At 71.1% G+C, this 15,906-nt stretch carries 13 protein-coding genes, 1 tRNA gene and 1 pseudogene; 11 read left to right on the forward strand and 4 right to left on the reverse strand.

Translation table 11 applies throughout. The features are described 5' to 3' along the window. Both ACFU6I_RS10000 and ACFU6I_RS10005 read right to left on the reverse strand, forming a co-directional pair. Positions 1-1,188, reverse strand: a pseudogene (locus ACFU6I_RS10000) (hypothetical protein); the annotation flags it as partial. Between the two features lie 5 nt (positions 1,189-1,193). Beyond that, on the reverse strand, positions 1,194-2,171 hold the full coding sequence (locus ACFU6I_RS10005; RefSeq protein ID WP_384363560.1) for an SMI1/KNR4 family protein: 978 nt from the start codon (positions 2,169-2,171) through the stop codon (positions 1,194-1,196). Positions 2,172-2,472: 301 nt separating this feature from the next. Here ACFU6I_RS10005 and ACFU6I_RS10010 point away from each other — a divergent pair, with 301 nt between their 5' ends. Continuing rightward, the gene (locus tag ACFU6I_RS10010; protein ID WP_384363562.1) at positions 2,473-2,997 is read left to right on the forward strand and encodes a YwqJ-related putative deaminase; all 525 of its coding nucleotides are present in this window, start codon (positions 2,473-2,475) and stop codon (positions 2,995-2,997) included. A 10-nt stretch (positions 2,998-3,007) separates the two neighbouring features. Beyond that, on the forward strand, positions 3,008-3,544 hold the full coding sequence (locus ACFU6I_RS10015; protein ID WP_384363564.1) for an SUKH-3 domain-containing protein: 537 nt from the start codon (positions 3,008-3,010) through the stop codon (positions 3,542-3,544). A 231-nt stretch (positions 3,545-3,775) separates the two neighbouring features. On the opposite strand, the gene ACFU6I_RS10020 is transcribed toward ACFU6I_RS10015, so the two are convergent. Further along, a complete protein-coding gene (locus ACFU6I_RS10020; RefSeq protein ID WP_384363566.1) occupies positions 3,776-5,092 on the reverse strand; it encodes a sensor histidine kinase in 1,317 nt (438 codons plus the stop codon). 163 nt (positions 5,093-5,255) lie between these two features. Between ACFU6I_RS10020 and ACFU6I_RS10025 the strand changes: the two genes are divergently transcribed. The 7 genes from ACFU6I_RS10025 to ACFU6I_RS10055 all read left to right on the forward strand — a co-directional run bounded on the left by ACFU6I_RS10025 (position 5,256) and on the right by ACFU6I_RS10055 (position 11,045). Next, positions 5,256-5,326, forward strand: a tRNA-Gln gene (locus ACFU6I_RS10025). A 163-nt stretch (positions 5,327-5,489) separates the two neighbouring features. After that, a complete protein-coding gene (gene glmU, locus ACFU6I_RS10030; protein ID WP_384363568.1) occupies positions 5,490-6,923 on the forward strand; it encodes a bifunctional UDP-N-acetylglucosamine diphosphorylase/glucosamine-1-phosphate N-acetyltransferase GlmU in 1,434 nt (477 codons plus the stop codon). A gap of 119 nt (positions 6,924-7,042) precedes the next feature. Continuing rightward, positions 7,043-8,017, forward strand: coding sequence for a ribose-phosphate diphosphokinase (locus ACFU6I_RS10035; RefSeq protein ID WP_030976866.1), 975 nt, complete (start codon positions 7,043-7,045; stop codon positions 8,015-8,017). 182 nt (positions 8,018-8,199) lie between these two features. Beyond that, entirely contained in the window at positions 8,200-8,787 is a 588-nt protein-coding gene (locus ACFU6I_RS10040) for a 50S ribosomal protein L25/general stress protein Ctc (RefSeq protein ID WP_384363570.1), read from the forward strand. A gap of 127 nt (positions 8,788-8,914) precedes the next feature. After that, complete coding sequence (gene pth / locus ACFU6I_RS10045; protein ID WP_376665384.1) at positions 8,915-9,508, forward strand: aminoacyl-tRNA hydrolase; 594 nt, start codon at positions 8,915-8,917, stop codon at positions 9,506-9,508. Between the two features lie 86 nt (positions 9,509-9,594). Further along, on the forward strand, positions 9,595-10,065 hold the full coding sequence (locus ACFU6I_RS10050) for a hypothetical protein (RefSeq protein WP_384363572.1): 471 nt from the start codon (positions 9,595-9,597) through the stop codon (positions 10,063-10,065). A 233-nt stretch (positions 10,066-10,298) separates the two neighbouring features. Then, positions 10,299-11,045, forward strand: a complete 747-nt coding sequence (locus tag ACFU6I_RS10055) for an LPXTG cell wall anchor domain-containing protein (RefSeq protein WP_384363574.1) — start codon at positions 10,299-10,301, stop codon at positions 11,043-11,045. A gap of 69 nt (positions 11,046-11,114) precedes the next feature. Here the strand turns inward: ACFU6I_RS10055 and ppc are convergent, their stop codons facing one another. Beyond that, positions 11,115-13,844 carry a phosphoenolpyruvate carboxylase gene (gene ppc / locus ACFU6I_RS10060; RefSeq protein WP_384363576.1) on the reverse strand — a complete coding sequence of 910 codons (2,730 nt, stop codon included), beginning with the start codon at positions 13,842-13,844 and terminating at the stop codon, positions 11,115-11,117. 351 nt (positions 13,845-14,195) lie between these two features. On the opposite strand from ppc, the gene ACFU6I_RS10065 reads away from it, so the two are divergent. After that, positions 14,196-15,197: an acyl-CoA desaturase gene (locus ACFU6I_RS10065; RefSeq protein ID WP_384363578.1), complete on the forward strand. Its 1,002-nt coding sequence runs from the start codon at positions 14,196-14,198 to the stop codon at positions 15,195-15,197. Further along, a complete protein-coding gene (locus ACFU6I_RS10070; RefSeq protein ID WP_384363580.1) occupies positions 15,194-15,880 on the forward strand; it encodes a TetR family transcriptional regulator in 687 nt (228 codons plus the stop codon). Before ACFU6I_RS10065 ends, ACFU6I_RS10070 begins: the two co-directional genes overlap by 4 nt. Positions 15,881-15,906: the final 26 nt, after the last annotated feature.

Below are 15,906 nucleotides of genomic sequence, written 5' to 3' on the forward strand. Positions count from 1 at the left end.
GGTCGCGGCGTGGTCGAAGCCGCCACCGGGCGGCGGCGTCGACCCAGGAGGTCCGGGAGGTGCCGGAGGTCCGGGAGGTGCCGGAGGTCCGGGAGGGGCCGGAGGTCCGGGAGGGGCGGGCTGCCCTGGAGGCCCGGGGGGCTGAGGTGCACCGGGCGGGCCGGCCTGCGAGACGAGCTGCGTCGGCAGGTACCCGCCCGCCGGGGCACCGGGCGCGCCCGGACCCGAGGGCGGCGGCACGGGCGCGCCCGGCCTGGCGCCCGGCGTGCCGGGGGCGCCGGGCGGCGGCGGAGTGGTCGACCCGCCACCGCGCGCACCGCGCGGCGGCACCGTGGCCTTGCTGGTGGTGGCGTCGGCGATGTCACCGCTCCCGGGAGCCCCGGAGGGACCCGGTCCGGGTGCGCCCGGACCCTGCGGGTCCAGACCAGGGGCGATCGCCGTCCGGGGCAGCTGGCTGCCGCCCGACATGAGCGCGGTCGGCGCATCCGCGGAGACCACCGGCGGCGGGGTGCCGTCGTCATCGGCGCCCGAGAGCGGCGGCGCGAACACAGTGGCCGGCAGCGCGACCGCCCCGTCGTCGGAGTCCGCGTTGGTGTCGGTCCCGGCCCACGGGGTGGCCCCGGTGGGCGCGTTCGGCGAGGAGGCCGGAACGCCGTCGGGGGTGGTGGGCTCGTGCTCGCCCTGCGCACCGGCGCCCTGCCACGGCGGCCCACCGGACGGCGTCCCGGAAGGGGCCGCCTGCGCGGGAACAAATGGAGCGGGAGAAGCGGAAGGCGCGGGGGGAGGGTTCCCGTCGCGCTCCGCCCGCCGGTCCGGGATCCCGAGCTTGTCCGCCGCTTCCTGGAGCCACTCCGGCGGGCTCAGCAGGAAGGACGTCTGATTCAGGTCGACGCGCGCCGGCGACGGCGCCGGGGCCGGGGCGGCGGCGACCGTGCCGTACTCCTCCTCGTACCGCCGGATCACCTCGCCCACCGGCAGTCCGGGCCAGAGCGTCGCCTCACCGCTGTCACGGGCGATCACCAGCCGCTGCCGGCCACCGTCCGAGACGGGGCCCTCCGCGCGGTCCTCGGCCCACACCACGAAGCCCAGCTCGAACTCGCGGACCCGCACCTCGCGGTGCTGGTACGCGGGCACGTCTCCGTTGACCCACTCGTCCGCGCGTTCCTGCGCCTGCGCAAAGGTCACCATTGCGCTCACCCCTCCACCGGGACGGCCCGGGCGAAGCCGCCGTCCACCATCAGGTTCGCCACGGTCTCCAGCTCCGGCGGGTTGCCCGCCAGCCGCTGCAGGAAGGCGTCGAAGTCCGCACCGCAGGGCAGCAGCAGCCGGTCCACGCGCTCCTGCACGCTCCAGCCGTCCCGGTCCCGGGCATCGTCGTACGCGCAGAACCAGACCGAGCCGACGCCGTTGCCCCGGACCTTCACCGCGAGGATGCCGCCCTGGACGAAGCCGACGCCCAGGTAGTCCTTGGTGAGGTGGTCGCGCAGGCACTTGTTGACGTACACCAGGTCGTTCACCGCGGCCTCTTCACGCACTGTGAAGAACGGCTGATCGACCAGGAGACCGAGCTCCGCGTCGAGCGCCGCACCGGCCGGCGCCGAGCCGCCGGCCGCCTTCAGGAAGGATCGGTACGCGCCCGGCAGCCGGTAGCCGAGGTCCTCCTCGACGCCCTGGATCTGCTGCTCGCTGACCGAGACCGCGCCCTTCGGGAGCCGGAAGTGCGCGGGCCGGGTCTCCTGCAGCGGACGCGTGCCCCGCTTGTTCTGGTCGACCGCGGTGGTCGCGAGACCACCGTGGTGCCGGAGCAGTGCCTTGACCTCGACCGGGACGAGCTCCATCCGCCGGCCGCCCGGCACGTGGTGCCAGGTCCAGCCGTGCGGGGTGGCGACCGCCGGGATCGTGTCCCACAGCTCGTGGCCGCTCGCCGCCAGCGCCGCGTTGGCCGAGACGTAGTCGGTGAGCCGCAGCTCATCGACGCCGAAGCCCTGCGGAGGCTCGGCGATCTCGGCGGCGGCGCGTGCGTACGGCGCGAATACCGGGCAGCCGTTCTCGTCCACGCGCACACCTCTGGGGTGGCGGGACGCCCGGACCGGGTCCGGGAAGTGCACGACCTGCCCGGCGTAGGCCGCGTTCGGTGGCGCGGCTTGCTGCCCGAGCCGACCTGTCGTCATGGCGGTTGCCCCCTGCTGCGTCTGTCTGGTGAGGACCGACCTGCCCATGGGGACGGTCCAGGCACAGCCTATGCGGTGGCGCAACAGGGGGTCCCGCCCCTCCGCTGCCCTTCCGGCTCTCTTCCGCCATCACCTCCCCTTCGGTCACGAACCGTCACAACTCAGTGACGGACAAGCGTCGGTCAGGCCACTGTCCGCGACACGCAGACACGTTTCACCGACCCAGCTTCCCCACCGACTGGCACATTTGGCAGGCTGTCACCGCAACTCGGGGGGATTGCACGGGAGGGACATCCGCACCATGCACGCAGCACAATCAGTCACATCCGGCGATCCGCGCCTCAACTGGAGCAGCACCGGGACGAGCAGCAGACCTCGTCTCCACCAACGCCGCGACGGCATCCTGCCGGCCGTGGCCGCAGCGCTGTCCGTCCGCGGTGAAACGCTGACCTGCACGGCGGGCAAGGGCGACCAGCCGCCCGTACTGCACCCGTTGGTCCAGGACTTCCTCGACACGCTCACCAGCGGGCAGCGCGAACGCTTCACAGGCCGCTGCCCCGAGGCGATCCTGCTCTCCCGGCAGCTCACCGCCGCGGAGACCGACCGGTCCAAGCGAGCCCAGCGCAAACCGCTGACCAGCGGGGAGGCGCGGCGCGCACTGAAGCACTCGCGGCTGACCGCGCGTCGGATCCGCGAGGACGGCGACCCGATGCACGGCAGCTACGCGCCACCGTGCCGCTCCTGCACGGCGATGCTCGCCCATTTCGGCGTCCGTCCCGTCGACCTCACCACCACCAGCGCGGCGACCACCGCCGAGAAGGGCTGATCGCGCGCCGATGCACGACCGAACCGACCTTCCCCAGCAGAGCGACCGCGCGACCCATACGGACCGTGCCACCACCACCCGCTTTCCCGTCGCCGTCGACTCCGCCCTGCGGACCGCGGGCTGGCAGCCGGGCCGCTGGGACATCCGGCAGGCGGAGGAGTGGGCGGACGCGCTGCGCGCCCACACGTCACCGGCCGGACATCAGCACGCGGTGTTCCCGGCGGCGGTGGAGGCGTGGGCGGAGTTCGGCGGCCTGCACATCACGGCGTCCGCGCCGGGCCGGCAGATCGCACCGGCGTCGGTGCGGATCGATCCGCTGAGCGGACTGCACCTGGCCCGCACCCTCGGTGACCTCGGGCGGGCGCTGGAGACCGAGGTCAGCCCGCTGGGGGAGGAGGGGGACGGGCAGGCGGTCCTCGCGATCGACGCCGAGGGGCGCGTGTACAGCATCGACCACACCGGCGACTGGTTCCTGGGCGCGGACATCGACCAGGCCCTGGCGACGCTGGTCGGCGGGATCCAGCCGGAGCGTCTGACGTCGGACTGAGCGGGTCCCGGGACGGGGACGGTGAGGCGGGCCGCGGGTGTCCGGGGACCGCTCCGCGCCCGATCGCCCCGACGGGCTTCAGCTTCCGGCCCCCTCGGCCCGCACCCGTGACGAAGTGAACGCGCCGCTTGCGATCGCCGGACGGGCCCGAAAAGCCGGCCAGCACAGGCCGCAACCCTCTCGGGGTGAACCCCACGTCCTCGTCGACGGACGGGGCGAGACCGCAGGGGGTTACGCGGCCCCGTGGGCCGGGAGTACCGCCGATACCCGGAAGCCCCCCGCGTCCGTCGGGCCCGAGACGAATACGCCGCCCAGGCCCAGTACCCGCTCCCGCATTCCCACCAGGCCATTGCCGCCGCTCGGCAGCCCCGCGTCCGTCGCGGCGCCGTCCGACGGGCCGTTCTCCACCTGCATCGCGACCTCCGAGCCCCGGTGCGCCAGCCGCACCCACGTCTTCGCGCCCGCCGCGTGCTTGTGGACGTTCGTCAGGGCCTCCTGCACCACCCGGTACGCCGTCTGCTCCACCTCGGGGGCGTACGCGCACGCCTCGCCGTCCACCGACAGCTCCACCGTCATCCCGGCCGCCCGTGACTGCCCGATCAGCGTCTCCACCTCGTGCAGCCGCGGCCCGTCCTCCGTGGCGGCGGCCGCCGCAGCGGCTGCCGCCTCACCCACCGCGGCCAGCGGAACCTTCGCGCCCCGGGTCGCCGCCGGATCCCCCGTCCGCAGCACGCCGAGCATCTCGCGCAGTTCGGTCAGGGCCTGTCTGCCCATGTCGCCGACCAGTGCCGCGTTCCGTACCGCCTTCGCCGGGTCCTTCGGGGCGACGGCCTGCAGGGCGGCCGCATGCACCACCATCAGGCTGACCCGGTGCGCGACCACGTCATGCATCTCGCGCGCGATCCGGGTCCGCTCCTCGGTGCGCGCCCACTCCGCCCGCTCCTCGGCCCGGTCGGCGAGCAGCGACAGCTCCCGTTCCAGGGAGTCCGCCCGCTCCCGCAGGCTCTCCATCAGTCGGCGCCGCGCCCCTATGTAGAGGCCGAACAGCACGGGGGGAGCCGTGAGGCCCAGTGACATGAAGAGGGACGTCAGCGGTACGTACCAGTCGCCCGGCCCGAAGTCCCCGGACTGCACGGAGACGCTCTGCCGCAGCCGTACGTACGTGACGATGAACGTCCCGACCAGCGACATCCCCATCAGCACCGCGGTGATCCGGCGCGGTACGTCGGACGCGGCCAGCGTGTAGAGGCCGACCAGGCCCATCAGGAAGCCCATCTCGGCGGGCGTCGTCGCGATCGCGACCAGCACCACGGCGATCGGCCAGCGGCGACGCACCACCAGAACGGCCCCGGCGAGCAGGCCGAACACCACCCCGACGGGCACCGGCAGCCCGGTGTCCCCCGCGAACGCCACACCTTCCAGTGCGCATTCCAGCGCCGACAGGAGCGCCAGCCCCACGTCCAGGGCGACACTGCGCCGCCGTTCCCACCACCAATAGCCGCGAGTGGTCGTTCCCACGCCTTCCCGGTATGCCCCCGTTACGGTCATGGCATCCAGCCTACGGGCGGGCGCACCTCATTTTCGGGCTACGCGCATCACAGCGCGCCTCGCCGGAGCACGGCGACCCGTCGCGTTGAAGGCCGGTGGTACGGCATAGTGTTGTCTGCCCGGTCGACGGCCTGACGGTCTGTCCAGTCGATCGGCTTTGCTGTCCCCTGTGGTGTAACGGCAGCACAGTGGCTTTTGGTGCCATTTGTCCGGGTTCGAATCCTGGCAGGGGAGCATGCACGCGCGGGCCCCGACCATGACGGTCGGGGCCCGCGCCCGTTTCGGCCAGTAGCTCCCCCGGTATCCTGCGGATGTCCACCATCCGAAGCCGAAGGGCACATCCGTGTGCGCCGGTCCTCCTCAGGTCCCCGGCGCCGCTCGATCAGGGGAGGCCCCATTGGCAGCCGTCATCGTCCTCGCAGCGGGTGAGGGCACCCGCATGAAGTCGAAGACCCCGAAGGTTCTGCACGAGATCTCCGGGCGCTCACTCGTCGGGCATGTCGTCACCGCCGCACGCGAGCTGGACCCCGAGCACCTCGTCGTGGTCGTCGGCCATGCGAGCGAGCAGGTCACCGCGCACCTCGCCACCGTCGACAGCCAGGTGCGGACCGCCTACCAGGCCGTCCAGGGCGGCACCGGCCACGCCGTACGCACCGCGCTCGAAGAACTCGGCGGCACCGTCGAGGGCACGGTGATCGTCGTCTGCGGCGACACCCCGCTGCTCTCCGGCGCGACGCTCACCGCGCTCGCCGCCGTCCACACCGCCGACGCGAACGCCGTCACCGTGCTGACCGCCGAGGTCCCTGACGCCACCGGCTACGGCAGGATCGTCCGCGACGCCGCAAGCGGCGCGGTCACCGAGATCGTCGAGCACAAGGACGCCACCGACGCGCAGCGCGCCATCCGCGAGATCAATTCCGGGGTCTTCGCGTTCGACGGACAGCTGCTCACGGACGCCCTCGGCAAGGTCCGCGCCGACAACAGCCAGGGCGAGGAGTACCTCACCGACGTGCTGTCCATCCTGCGCGAGGCGGGGCACCGCGTCGGCGCCTCCGTCGCTGCCGACCACCGCGAGATCCTCGGGATCAACAACCGCGTCCAGCTGGCCCAGGCCCGCACCCTGCTGAACGAGCGGCTGCTGGAGCGGGCCATGCTCGCCGGCGTGACCGTCGTGGACCCGGCGACGACGCTGATCGACGCCACGGTGACGTACGAGCAGGACGCGATCGTGCACCCCGGCACCCAGTTGCTCGGGACCACGCACCTCGCCGAGGACGCCGAGGTCGGCCCGAACAGCCGGCTGACGGACACCACCGTCCACGCGGGCGCCCGCGTCGACAACACGGTCGCGGTCGGGGCGGAGATCGGCCCGGGCGCGACGGTCGGCCCGTACGCGTATCTGCGCCCCGGCACCACGCTCGGCCCGAGGGCCAAGGCCGGTACGTACGTGGAGATGAAGAACGCCACGATCGGTGAGGGCACGAAGGTGCCGCACCTGAGCTACGTCGGCGACGCGACCATCGGCGACCACTCCAACATCGGCGCCGCCAGCGTCTTCGTGAACTACGACGGGGTGTCGAAGCACCACACGACGATCGGGTCTCACTGCCGCACCGGGTCGGACAATATGTTTGTGGCACCTGTCACGGTCGGGGACGGCGTCTACACCGCTGCGGGCTCGGTCATCACCAAGGACGTACCGCCCGGTTCGCTGGCCGTCGCCCGCGGCCAGCAAAGGAATATCGCGGGTTGGGTGGCCCGTAAGCGTCCGGGCAGCGCCGCCGCGCAGGCGGCTCAGGCCGCCGCCGAAGAGGCCGACAGCGAAAGCTGACCGGAAACGGGTGCGCCGCGCACGGCGTACCGTGATAGATGCTCACCCCATTTCGGCTGGCTCGTTGCACATCGGGACACATGCTGCAGCGCCAGGAACACGTCTGAGGAGACTGTGCTGTGACCGGGATCAAGACGACCGGCGAGAAGAAACTGATGCTCTTCTCCGGCCGCGCCCACCCCGAGCTGGCCGAGGAGGTTGCGCACCAACTGGGTGTCGGCCTCGTGCCGACGAAGGCCTTCGATTTCGCCAACGGTGAGATCTACGTCCGCTTCCAGGAGTCCGCACGCGGCGCCGACTGCTTCCTGATCCAGAGCCACACGGCTCCGATCAACAAGTGGATCATGGAGCAGCTGATCATGCTGGACGCGCTGAAGCGCGCGTCGGCCCGCTCCATCACGGTGATCGTGCCGTTCTACGGCTACGCCCGCCAGGACAAGAAGCACCGCGGCCGCGAGCCGATCTCGGCCCGCCTGGTCGCCGACCTGATGAAGACCGCGGGTGCCGACCGCATACTCACGGTCGACCTGCACACCGACCAGATCCAGGGCTTCTTCGACGGCCCGGTCGACCACCTCTTCGCGCTGCCGATCCTCGCCGACTACGTCGGCGCCAAGGTCGACCGCTCGAAGCTGACGATCGTCTCCCCGGACGCCGGCCGCGTGCGCGTCGCCGACCGCTGGTGCGACCGCCTGGACGCGCCGCTGGCGATCGTCCACAAGCGCCGCGACAAGGACGTCGCCAACCAGGTGACCGTCCACGAGGTCGTCGGCAACGTCAAGGGCCGCGTCTGCGTCCTGGTCGACGACATGATCGACACCGGTGGCACCATCTGCGCCGCCGCCGACGCCCTGTTCGCGCACGGCGCCGAGGACGTCATAGTGACGGCGACGCACGGCGTGCTCTCCGGCCCGGCCGCGGACCGGCTGAAGAACTCCAAGGTCAGCGAGTTCGTCTTCACGGACACCCTGCCGACCCCGGGTGAGCTGGAGCTCGACAAGATCACGGTGCTCTCGATCGCGCCGACGATCGCGCGCGCGGTGCGCGAGGTCTTCGAGGACGGCTCGGTCACGAGCCTCTTCGAGGAGCAGTAGGACCACCTGACCCACAAGATCCACTTGGGTGCGGCCTCCCCGCCGGGTAGACTCAGCGAGTTGCTCGGCGAGGGAGGCCGTACTCATGGGTACGGCGGTCCGTTATCGACGCGCTCTTCGTAGCAGGCCTGTCGTGGGCCGGGTGACCATCCAGTTTTCGTCACCCCACGAGGAGTGCAGTCATGGCCGAGATCAAGCTCGCCGCCCAGCCCCGTACCGAGTTCGGCAAGGGTGCCGCCCGCCGCGCCCGTCGTGACAACCAGGTCCCCGCGGTCGTCTACGGCCACGGCGCCGAGCCGGTCCACGTCACCCTGCCGGCCCACGAGCTGCTCCTTGCGCTCCGCACCGCCAACGTCCTGATCGGCCTGGAGCTCGAGGGCAAGAACGCGCTGGTCATCCCGAAGGCCGTGCAGCGCAACCCGCTCAAGGGCGACATCGAGCACGTCGACCTGCTGACCGTCAAGCGCGGCGAGAAGGTCAACGTCGAGGTCGCCGTGCACGTCGAGGGCGAGCTCGCCCCGGGCGGCAACCTCCTCGAGTACGTGCAGAACACCCTGCTCGTCGAGGCCGAGGCCACCCACATCCCCGAGTCCGTCACGGTCTCCGTCGCGGGCCTCGACGCCGGTGCCTCCGTCCTCGCCAAGGACATCCCGCTGCCCTCCGGCTCCGTGCTGGCCGGCGACGAGGACGCCGTCGTGCTGCAGGTCGTCGCCGCGCAGGCCGAGGAGCCGGCCGCCGAGGCCGCCGAGGCCGAGGGCGCCGAGGCCTGAGCCTCGCCCTCCCCGCTTCACCTGCTTGACTGACGGGGCGGCGGTTCCTTCCCCAGGGACCCGCCGCCCCGTCCGCCTGTATCCGGGCCATCCGGAACCATCCGTACGCGAAGGAGACCGAGCGCAGATGTCCGACGCCACCGACCCCTGGCTCATCGTGGGCCTCGGCAACCCCGGACCCGAGCACGCAGCGCAGCGGCACAACGTCGGCTTCATGGTCGCCGACCTCCTCGCCGAGCGGATCGGCGGGAAGTTCAAGCGGGCCCAGAAGGCTCAGGCGCAGGTCGTCGAGGGCCGTATGGGACCGCCCGGACCGGCCAACCGCCGCGTGATCCTGGCGAAGCCGATGTCGTACATGAACCTCTCCGGCGGCCCCGTCACCGCGCTCCGCGACTTCTACAAGGTGCCGACCGATCACATCGTGGCGATCCACGACGAGCTGGACATCGACTACGGGACGCTCCGGCTGAAGCTGGGCGGCGGCGACAACGGACACAACGGGCTCAAGTCGATGACCAAGTCGATGGGGTCCGACTACCACCGGATCAGGTTCGGGATCGGCCGCCCGCCGGGCCGGATGCAGGTCGCCGACTTCGTGCTGAAGGACTTCTCGTCCACCGAGCGCAAGGAGCTCGGCTATCTCGTGGACCGGGCGGCGGACTCGGTGGAGTGCCTGCTCGCGGAGGGACTTGAGCGCGCACAGAGCGCGTACAACTCATGAGATAGCAGGGCGATCCCGGACCATTTCCGACCGGGGTCCGACGTGAAGTTGACCGAAAGCGTTCGCCTGGCCAAGGATCGCTCCCCATGAAGCGGAGCACCTCCCACCGCGCATTGCTCTACGGCCGCAGCGCCGCCCTGGGCTGCGTCGTCCTGCTGCTGCTCGTCGCGGGCGCCCTGTCGTCCTGGTCCTCGGCGCAGCACATCGTCCTCGCCAAGGGCCGCGAGCACGGCACGATGGCCGTCACCGGCTGCGGCGCCGACGTCTGCACGGGGCCGTTCGCCCCCGCCGAGCACGCCACCGCGCGCTCGCGTGTGACGATCGAGCGGTCCGTCGCGGTGAAGAAGGGCGACAGGTTCCCGGTGGTCGTGAAGCCAGGCACCGACGAGGTCGTACGCACCGGGATGCCGGGCTTCCTGCACTCGTGGGTACCGCTCGGCGGCGCACTGCTGCTCGCCGCCCTCATCATCGGCGGCGGTCTGCGGCTCACCCGGACCGCATGGGGAATCGGGATCGCGGGCGCGGTGCTGCTGGTGGCGACGTTCATCGCCCTCTGAGCCGCCCCCTGAGCGACTCCCGGGCCGCGGCTCCGAGCCCTTCCCCGGGACGCCCCGAGGCGCGGACTCCCGTGCCACAGCCGCGTGTTCGCCTGATCGTTATCCGGAATGATTGGGGCAGAACCCTGCACACGGGGCGGATGCGCACACATCAAATTTGACGGGCGGAAGCAACCACAAGAAGCTTGGCCGATCCCCCCACGGCATCCCTCATCTCCTACGTTGGACTGCCCATGCGCATATTCATTCCCGCCGGCGCTCTGGTCACCGCGGTGACCGCCTCGCTGCTGCTGGCACCTTCCGCCTTCGCGACGCCCAAGGGCGACAACGGCACGGTGAAGATCCACGACGCCAAGACCGGCGAGGAGCTTCGCAGGAACGAGCCGAAGGTCTGCTCCTTCTACCTCGACGCGTTCGGCTTCGACGCCACCCAGAAGGTCCAGTGGCACATCGAGGCCTGGGCCAACAATGACCTGGACAAGGGCGAGACGGTCAAGACGGGCGCCTTCGCGCTCGATGGCTCCGGCCACGGCCGTACCGCCGACATGACCCTGCCCGACGGCCAGTACAAGCTGTTCTGGAACTTCGAGGGCGAGAACGGCAAGGCCAAGCACAAGGTCTTCAAGACCGACTGCGAGCCGGGCAAGCCCGGCGAGGAGCCCACGAAGCCCGGCGAGGAGCCGACCAAGCCCGGCGAAGAACCCACGAAGCCCGGCGAGGAGCCGACGAAGCCCGGCGAGGAGCCCACGGCCACGCCGTCCGCCACCCCGTCCGCTCCCGGCGGCGAGCAGCCGTCCGCCACCCCGTCCGCCTCGGAGAGCACCCCGGCCGGCGCCCCGGCCACCCAGGGCGGCGATTCCGGCAACCTCGCCGAGACCGGAAGCAGCGCCCCGGTCGGCATGATGGCGGCTGTCGCCGTGGCGCTCGCCGCGGCCGGCGGCTTCCTGGTGATGCGCCGCCGCAAGGCCCAGCAGCACTGACGTCCGCGCAGCGGAGTGCCCCCACCGGATGCGTCCGGTGGGGGCACTGTCGTGCTGCGGGCGACAAGGTCAGCCGGTGTTGCGCAGACCCGCGGCGACACCGTTCACCGTGAGCAGCAGGGCCCGGGCGAGCAGCGGGTCGGCCTCCTCGCCGCGCTCGGCGGCCCGGCGCTGGCGGGCCAGCAGCGAGACCTGGAGGTACGAGATCGGGTCCAGGTAGGCGTCCCGGATGGCGAACGTCTGCTGGAGCACCGGGCTGGTGCCGAGCAGTTCGGTCCCGCCGGTGACCTTCAGGACTTCCTTCACCGTGAGCGCGTGCTCGGCCTCGATGTCGGCGAAGACGTGCTTCAGCTCGTCGGGGACGAGCGTGTCGACATAGTGGCGGGCGATCCGCAGGTCGGTCTTGGCGAGCGTCATCTCCACGTTCGAGATGAAGTTCCGGAAGAAGTGCCAGTGCTCGTGCATCTCGTCCAGAACGGTGTCCAGACCGGCCTCGCGCAGCGCCTTGAGCCCCGAGCCGACGCCGTACCAGCCGGGCACGATCTGCCGCGACTGGGTCCAGCCGAAGACCCACGGGATGGCCCGCAGGCCGTCGAGACCGGCGCCGGAGTCCGGGCGCCGCGACGGGCGGGATCCCAGGTGCAGCTCGGCGAGCTGGTCGACCGGGGTGGACGCGAAGAAGTACGCGGGCAGATCCGGGTCCTCGACCAGCTTGCGGTAGGCGTCGTGCGCGGCGTCGGAGACCGTGTCCATCGCCGCGTCCCAGCGGGCCAGGGCCTCGTCGGACTGGCGGGGCGCGGTGTGCAGCGCGGAGGCCTGGAGGGTGGCCGCGACGGTCAGCTCGAGGTTCTCCCGGGCGAGCGCCGGGATGAGGTACTTGTCGGAGATGACCTCGCCCTGCTCGGTCACCTTGATCTCGCCCTCCAGCGTGCCCCACGGCTGCGCGAGGATCGCGTCGTGCGAGGGGCCGCCACCGCGGCCGACGGTGCCGCCGCGGCCATGGAAGAGCCGCAGCCGCACGCCGTAGCGGTGCGCGACGTCACGCAGCCGGCGCTGCGCCCGGTGGATCTCCCACTGCGAGGTGGTGATGCCGCCGAACTTGGAGGAGTCGGAGTACCCGAGCATGACCTCCTGGACATCGCCGCGGAGCGAGACGAGCCGCCGGTAGGACGGGTCGGCGAGCATCTCGTCGAGGATCACATCGGCGGCGCGCAGCTCGTCGGTGGTCTCCAGGAGCGGCACGATGCCGATCTTGGCCCAGCCGCCGTGCAGATCGATCAGACCGGCCTCGCGGGCGAGGACGGCGGCGGCGAAGACGTCGTCGGCGCCCTGACACATCGAGATGATGTACGACTCGATGACCTCGGGGCCGAACCGCTCGAACGCCTCCTTGATGGTGTGGAAGACGCCGAGGGTCTTCTCGCCCGCGGCGTCCAGCGGGGCCGGGGTCGGAGCGAGCGGGCGGCGTGAGCGGAGCTCCTTGGCGAGGAGCTTCTGCCGGTATTCACGCGGCATGTCGGCGTAGCGCCAGGATTCCTCGCCGAGCCGGTCGAAGAGCTGGCCGAGGGCGTGGTGGTGGGCGTCGGCGTGTTCGCGTACGTCCATGGTGGCGAGCTGCAGACCGAACGCGGAGAGCGTACGGATGGTGCGGTTCATCCGGCCGTCGGCGAAAAGACCGCCGCGGTGCTCGCGCAGCGAGGTCTGGATGAGCACCAGGTCCTCGATGAGCTCGGCGGTGCCGAGGTAGTCGCAGCCGGGACGGTGCGGGGTGCCCTTGGCCAGCCGCTCGCGGGTGTTGACGAGCTTCTGCCGGATGCAGGTGGCCTTGAGGCGGTACGGCTCCTCGGCGTTCAGCCGCTTGTAGCGCGGGCTGATCTCGGGGAGCCGCTCCAGGTCGGCCTGGAGCGAGGTGAGCAGCTCGTCGGTGGCGCCCGTGTAACGGATGGAGTTGGAGAGCAGTCCGCGCAGATAGTCGATGAGCTCCAGCGCATCGGTGATGCCGTGCTCGTGCTGCAGGATCAGCACCTCCCAGGTGACGGCGGGCGTCACATTGGGGTTGCCGTCGCGGTCGCCGCCGATCCAGGTGCCGAAGGTCAGCGGGCGGGTGCCCGCGGGCAGCTCGACGCCGACCCGCTCCAGCTCGGCAGCGAGGTCCTCGAGTACGTCCCCGACGGCGTTGGCGTGCAGCTCGTCGAGGTAGTAGATGGCGTTACGGGCCTCGTCGGCCGGTTCCGGGCGGACGACACGCAACTCGTCGGTCTGCCAGATGAGGTCGATGTTCTCGGCGAGCCTGAGGTCGTGGCGGCGCCGGTCGGCCTCGATGACGGGGGTCTCCAACAGCTCGGCGATGCGGCGGAGCTTGTTCAGTACGGAGCGCCGCGCGGCCTCGGTCGGGTGCGCGGTGAAGACGGGCCGTACGTTGAGGTTCTTGACGGTCGCGCGCAGGTGCTCGGGGTCCGCGTCCTTCAGCCGGTCGGCGGTGCGGGCCAGCAGGCCGCCCTCGGCGGCGCGCCGGTCGCGCATCTCGTGGGCTCGGTGGACCTGCTCGGTGACGTTGGCGAGGTGGAAGTAGGTGGAGAAGGCGCGCACCAGCTGCGCGGCGGTCTCCAGGTCCGTGTCGCCGAGAAGTTCGGCGGCGGCCTCGCCGTCGGTACGGGTCAGGGCGCGGACACGCTCGACGAGGTCGAGGAGTTCCTGACCCTCCTGACGTACGAGGGTCTCGCCCAGCAGATCGCCGAGGCGTCGGATGTCGGCGCGCAGCTCGGGGCTGGCGGCGGGGGTCTGGTCGGCACTGCTCACAGTGTGCGGCTCCTTGCAGTGATTGAGGAGGTGCGTCGCGAAGCGTCTCCCCACAAGGGTGACGGCGGGAGACGGGTGGGCACGTCTGTCAGGGGGTCCGGGGTCCGCGGCTGCGGTGCTGCCGCTGTCCCGGGAAAGCAGAGTGCGGACCGCGCTGTCCGACGCTTCCAGGATAGGTGTCCGTGCCGTCGGCGTTGCCCGCAGCCCTCGTCGGCCCTGTGGGGCGATAGCTCCGACGGCTCAGCTCTCGTGCAGCGGGCCTCCGCGCTGCCATACTTACGAAACCGTAGGTTACGGATGCGTAGCCAGAGTTGTCCCTCGTACTCCTCATCACCCTCCAGGGGACTCCCCATGAACACCAGCCCCGATGTGATCGACGACGCCCCGACACTGGCGGCCGACGGTCCGACCCACTCTTCCGCCACGCTGGGCGGCGACAACAAGCGGTCGATCGAGCAGATCGCCCTGCTGCTGTTCATCGTGGTGCCGTTCGTGGCCCTGGTCGCGGCGGTGCCGCTGGCCTGGGGCCACGGTGTGAGCTGGCTCGATCTGGGCCTGCTGGTCGCCATGTACTTCATCGGCTGCCACGGCATCACGATCGGCTTCCACCGCTACTTCACCCATGGCTCCTTCAAGGCGAAGCGCCCGCTCCGCATCGCCCTGGCCGTTGCCGGATCGCTGGCCGTGGAAGGCCCGCTGGTGCGCTGGGTGGCCGACCACCGCAAGCACCACCGCTTCTCCGACGCCGAGGGCGACCCGCACTCGCCGTGGCGGTTCGGTGAGACGCTCCCTGCCCTGATGAAGGGGCTGTGGTGGGCGCACATCGGCTGGATGTTCGACGAGGAGCAGACCCCCCAGCAGAAGTACGCCCCGGACCTGATCAAGGACCCGGCGATCCGCGGGATCTCCCGCCACTTCCTCACCTTCACGATCGCGTCGCTGGCGATCCCGCCGCTGGTCGGCGGTCTGGTGACGATGTCGTGGTGGGGAGCGGCGACGGCGTTCTTCTGGGGCTCTCTCGTACGGGTGGCGCTTCTGCACCACGTCACCTGGTCGATCAACTCCATCTGCCACGCGGTCGGCAAGCGCCCGTTCAAGTCCCGTGACCGGTCGGGCAATGTGTGGTGGCTGGCGGTCCTCTCCTGCGGCGAGTCGTGGCACAACCTGCACCACGCCGATCCGACCAGTGCCCGGCACGGGGTGATGAAGGGCCAGGTCGACTCCAGTGCCCGGCTGATCCGTTGGTTCGAGAGGCTCGGCTGGGCGTACGACGTGCGCTGGCCGGACTCCGCCCGGATCGAGTCCCGCCGGATCGACTCCCGGCGCGAGTCCGCGCACGCCGACGCGGCATGATTGACCACGTGGCGACCGACGGCAGCACGAGCAGCGAGAAGAACCGTCCCTCCTCCCCCCGGCGTACCCGCCGCGTGAGGATGACCGGCAAGGAACGCCGCGAACAGCTGCTGGACATCGGGCGCACCCTCTTCGCCGACAAGGGCTTCGAAGGCACCTCGGTGGAGGAGATCGCGGCCCGCGCCGGCGTGTCCAAGCCGGTCGTCTACGAACACTTCGGCGGCAAGGAGGGCCTGTACGCCGTCGTGGTCGACCGCGAGATGCGCCAGCTCCTCGACATGGTCACCGGCGCCCTGACCGCCGGCCACCCGCGCGAACTCCTGGAACAGGCCGCGTTCGCGCTGCTCGACTACATCGAGACGTACACGGACGGCTTCCGCATCCTGGTCCGCGACTCCCCCGTCGCCCAGTCGACGGGCACGTTCGCATCCCTGATCAGCGACATCGCCACGCAGGTCGAGGACATCCTGGGGCTGGAGTTCAAGGCCCGCGGCTTCGACCCGAAGCTCGCCCCGCTGTACGCACAGGCGCTGGTCGGCATGGTGGCGCTGACGGGCCAGTGGTGGCTGAACGTCCGCAAGCCGAAGAAGGCGGAGGTGGCGGCGCATCTGGTGAACCTGGCCTGGCACGGCCTGGAGAACCTGGAGTCGAAGCCGCGCCTGATAGGCCACCGGAAGAGCTGACCCGCCCGTCCGGCACCGCCGTACGG

This window comes from Streptomyces sp. NPDC057486, from assembly GCF_042802415.1.
Taxonomy (GTDB): Bacteria; Actinomycetota; Actinomycetes; order Streptomycetales; family Streptomycetaceae; genus Streptomyces; species Streptomyces yanii.

Bases quoted from the DNA above. Each gene is read 5' to 3' on its own strand.
- ACFU6I_RS10070 (WP_384363580.1), top strand. From the start codon at position 15,194: ATGATTGACCACGTGGCGACCGACGGCAGCACGAGCAGCGAGAAGAAC.
- ACFU6I_RS10020 (WP_384363566.1), bottom strand. From the start codon at position 5,092: ATGACCGTAACGGGGGCATACCGGGAAGGCGTGGGAACGACCACTCGC.
- ACFU6I_RS10005 (WP_384363560.1), bottom strand. From the start codon at position 2,171: ATGACGACAGGTCGGCTCGGGCAGCAAGCCGCGCCACCGAACGCGGCC.
- ACFU6I_RS10050 (WP_384363572.1), top strand. From the start codon at position 9,595: ATGAAGCGGAGCACCTCCCACCGCGCATTGCTCTACGGCCGCAGCGCC.
- ACFU6I_RS10065 (WP_384363578.1), top strand. From the start codon at position 14,196: ATGAACACCAGCCCCGATGTGATCGACGACGCCCCGACACTGGCGGCC.
- ACFU6I_RS10040 (WP_384363570.1), top strand. From the start codon at position 8,200: ATGGCCGAGATCAAGCTCGCCGCCCAGCCCCGTACCGAGTTCGGCAAG.
- ACFU6I_RS10055 (WP_384363574.1), top strand. From the start codon at position 10,299: ATGCGCATATTCATTCCCGCCGGCGCTCTGGTCACCGCGGTGACCGCC.
- ACFU6I_RS10010 (WP_384363562.1), top strand. From the start codon at position 2,473: ATGCACGCAGCACAATCAGTCACATCCGGCGATCCGCGCCTCAACTGG.
- ACFU6I_RS10015 (WP_384363564.1), top strand. From the start codon at position 3,008: ATGCACGACCGAACCGACCTTCCCCAGCAGAGCGACCGCGCGACCCAT.
- pth (WP_376665384.1), top strand. From the start codon at position 8,915: ATGTCCGACGCCACCGACCCCTGGCTCATCGTGGGCCTCGGCAACCCC.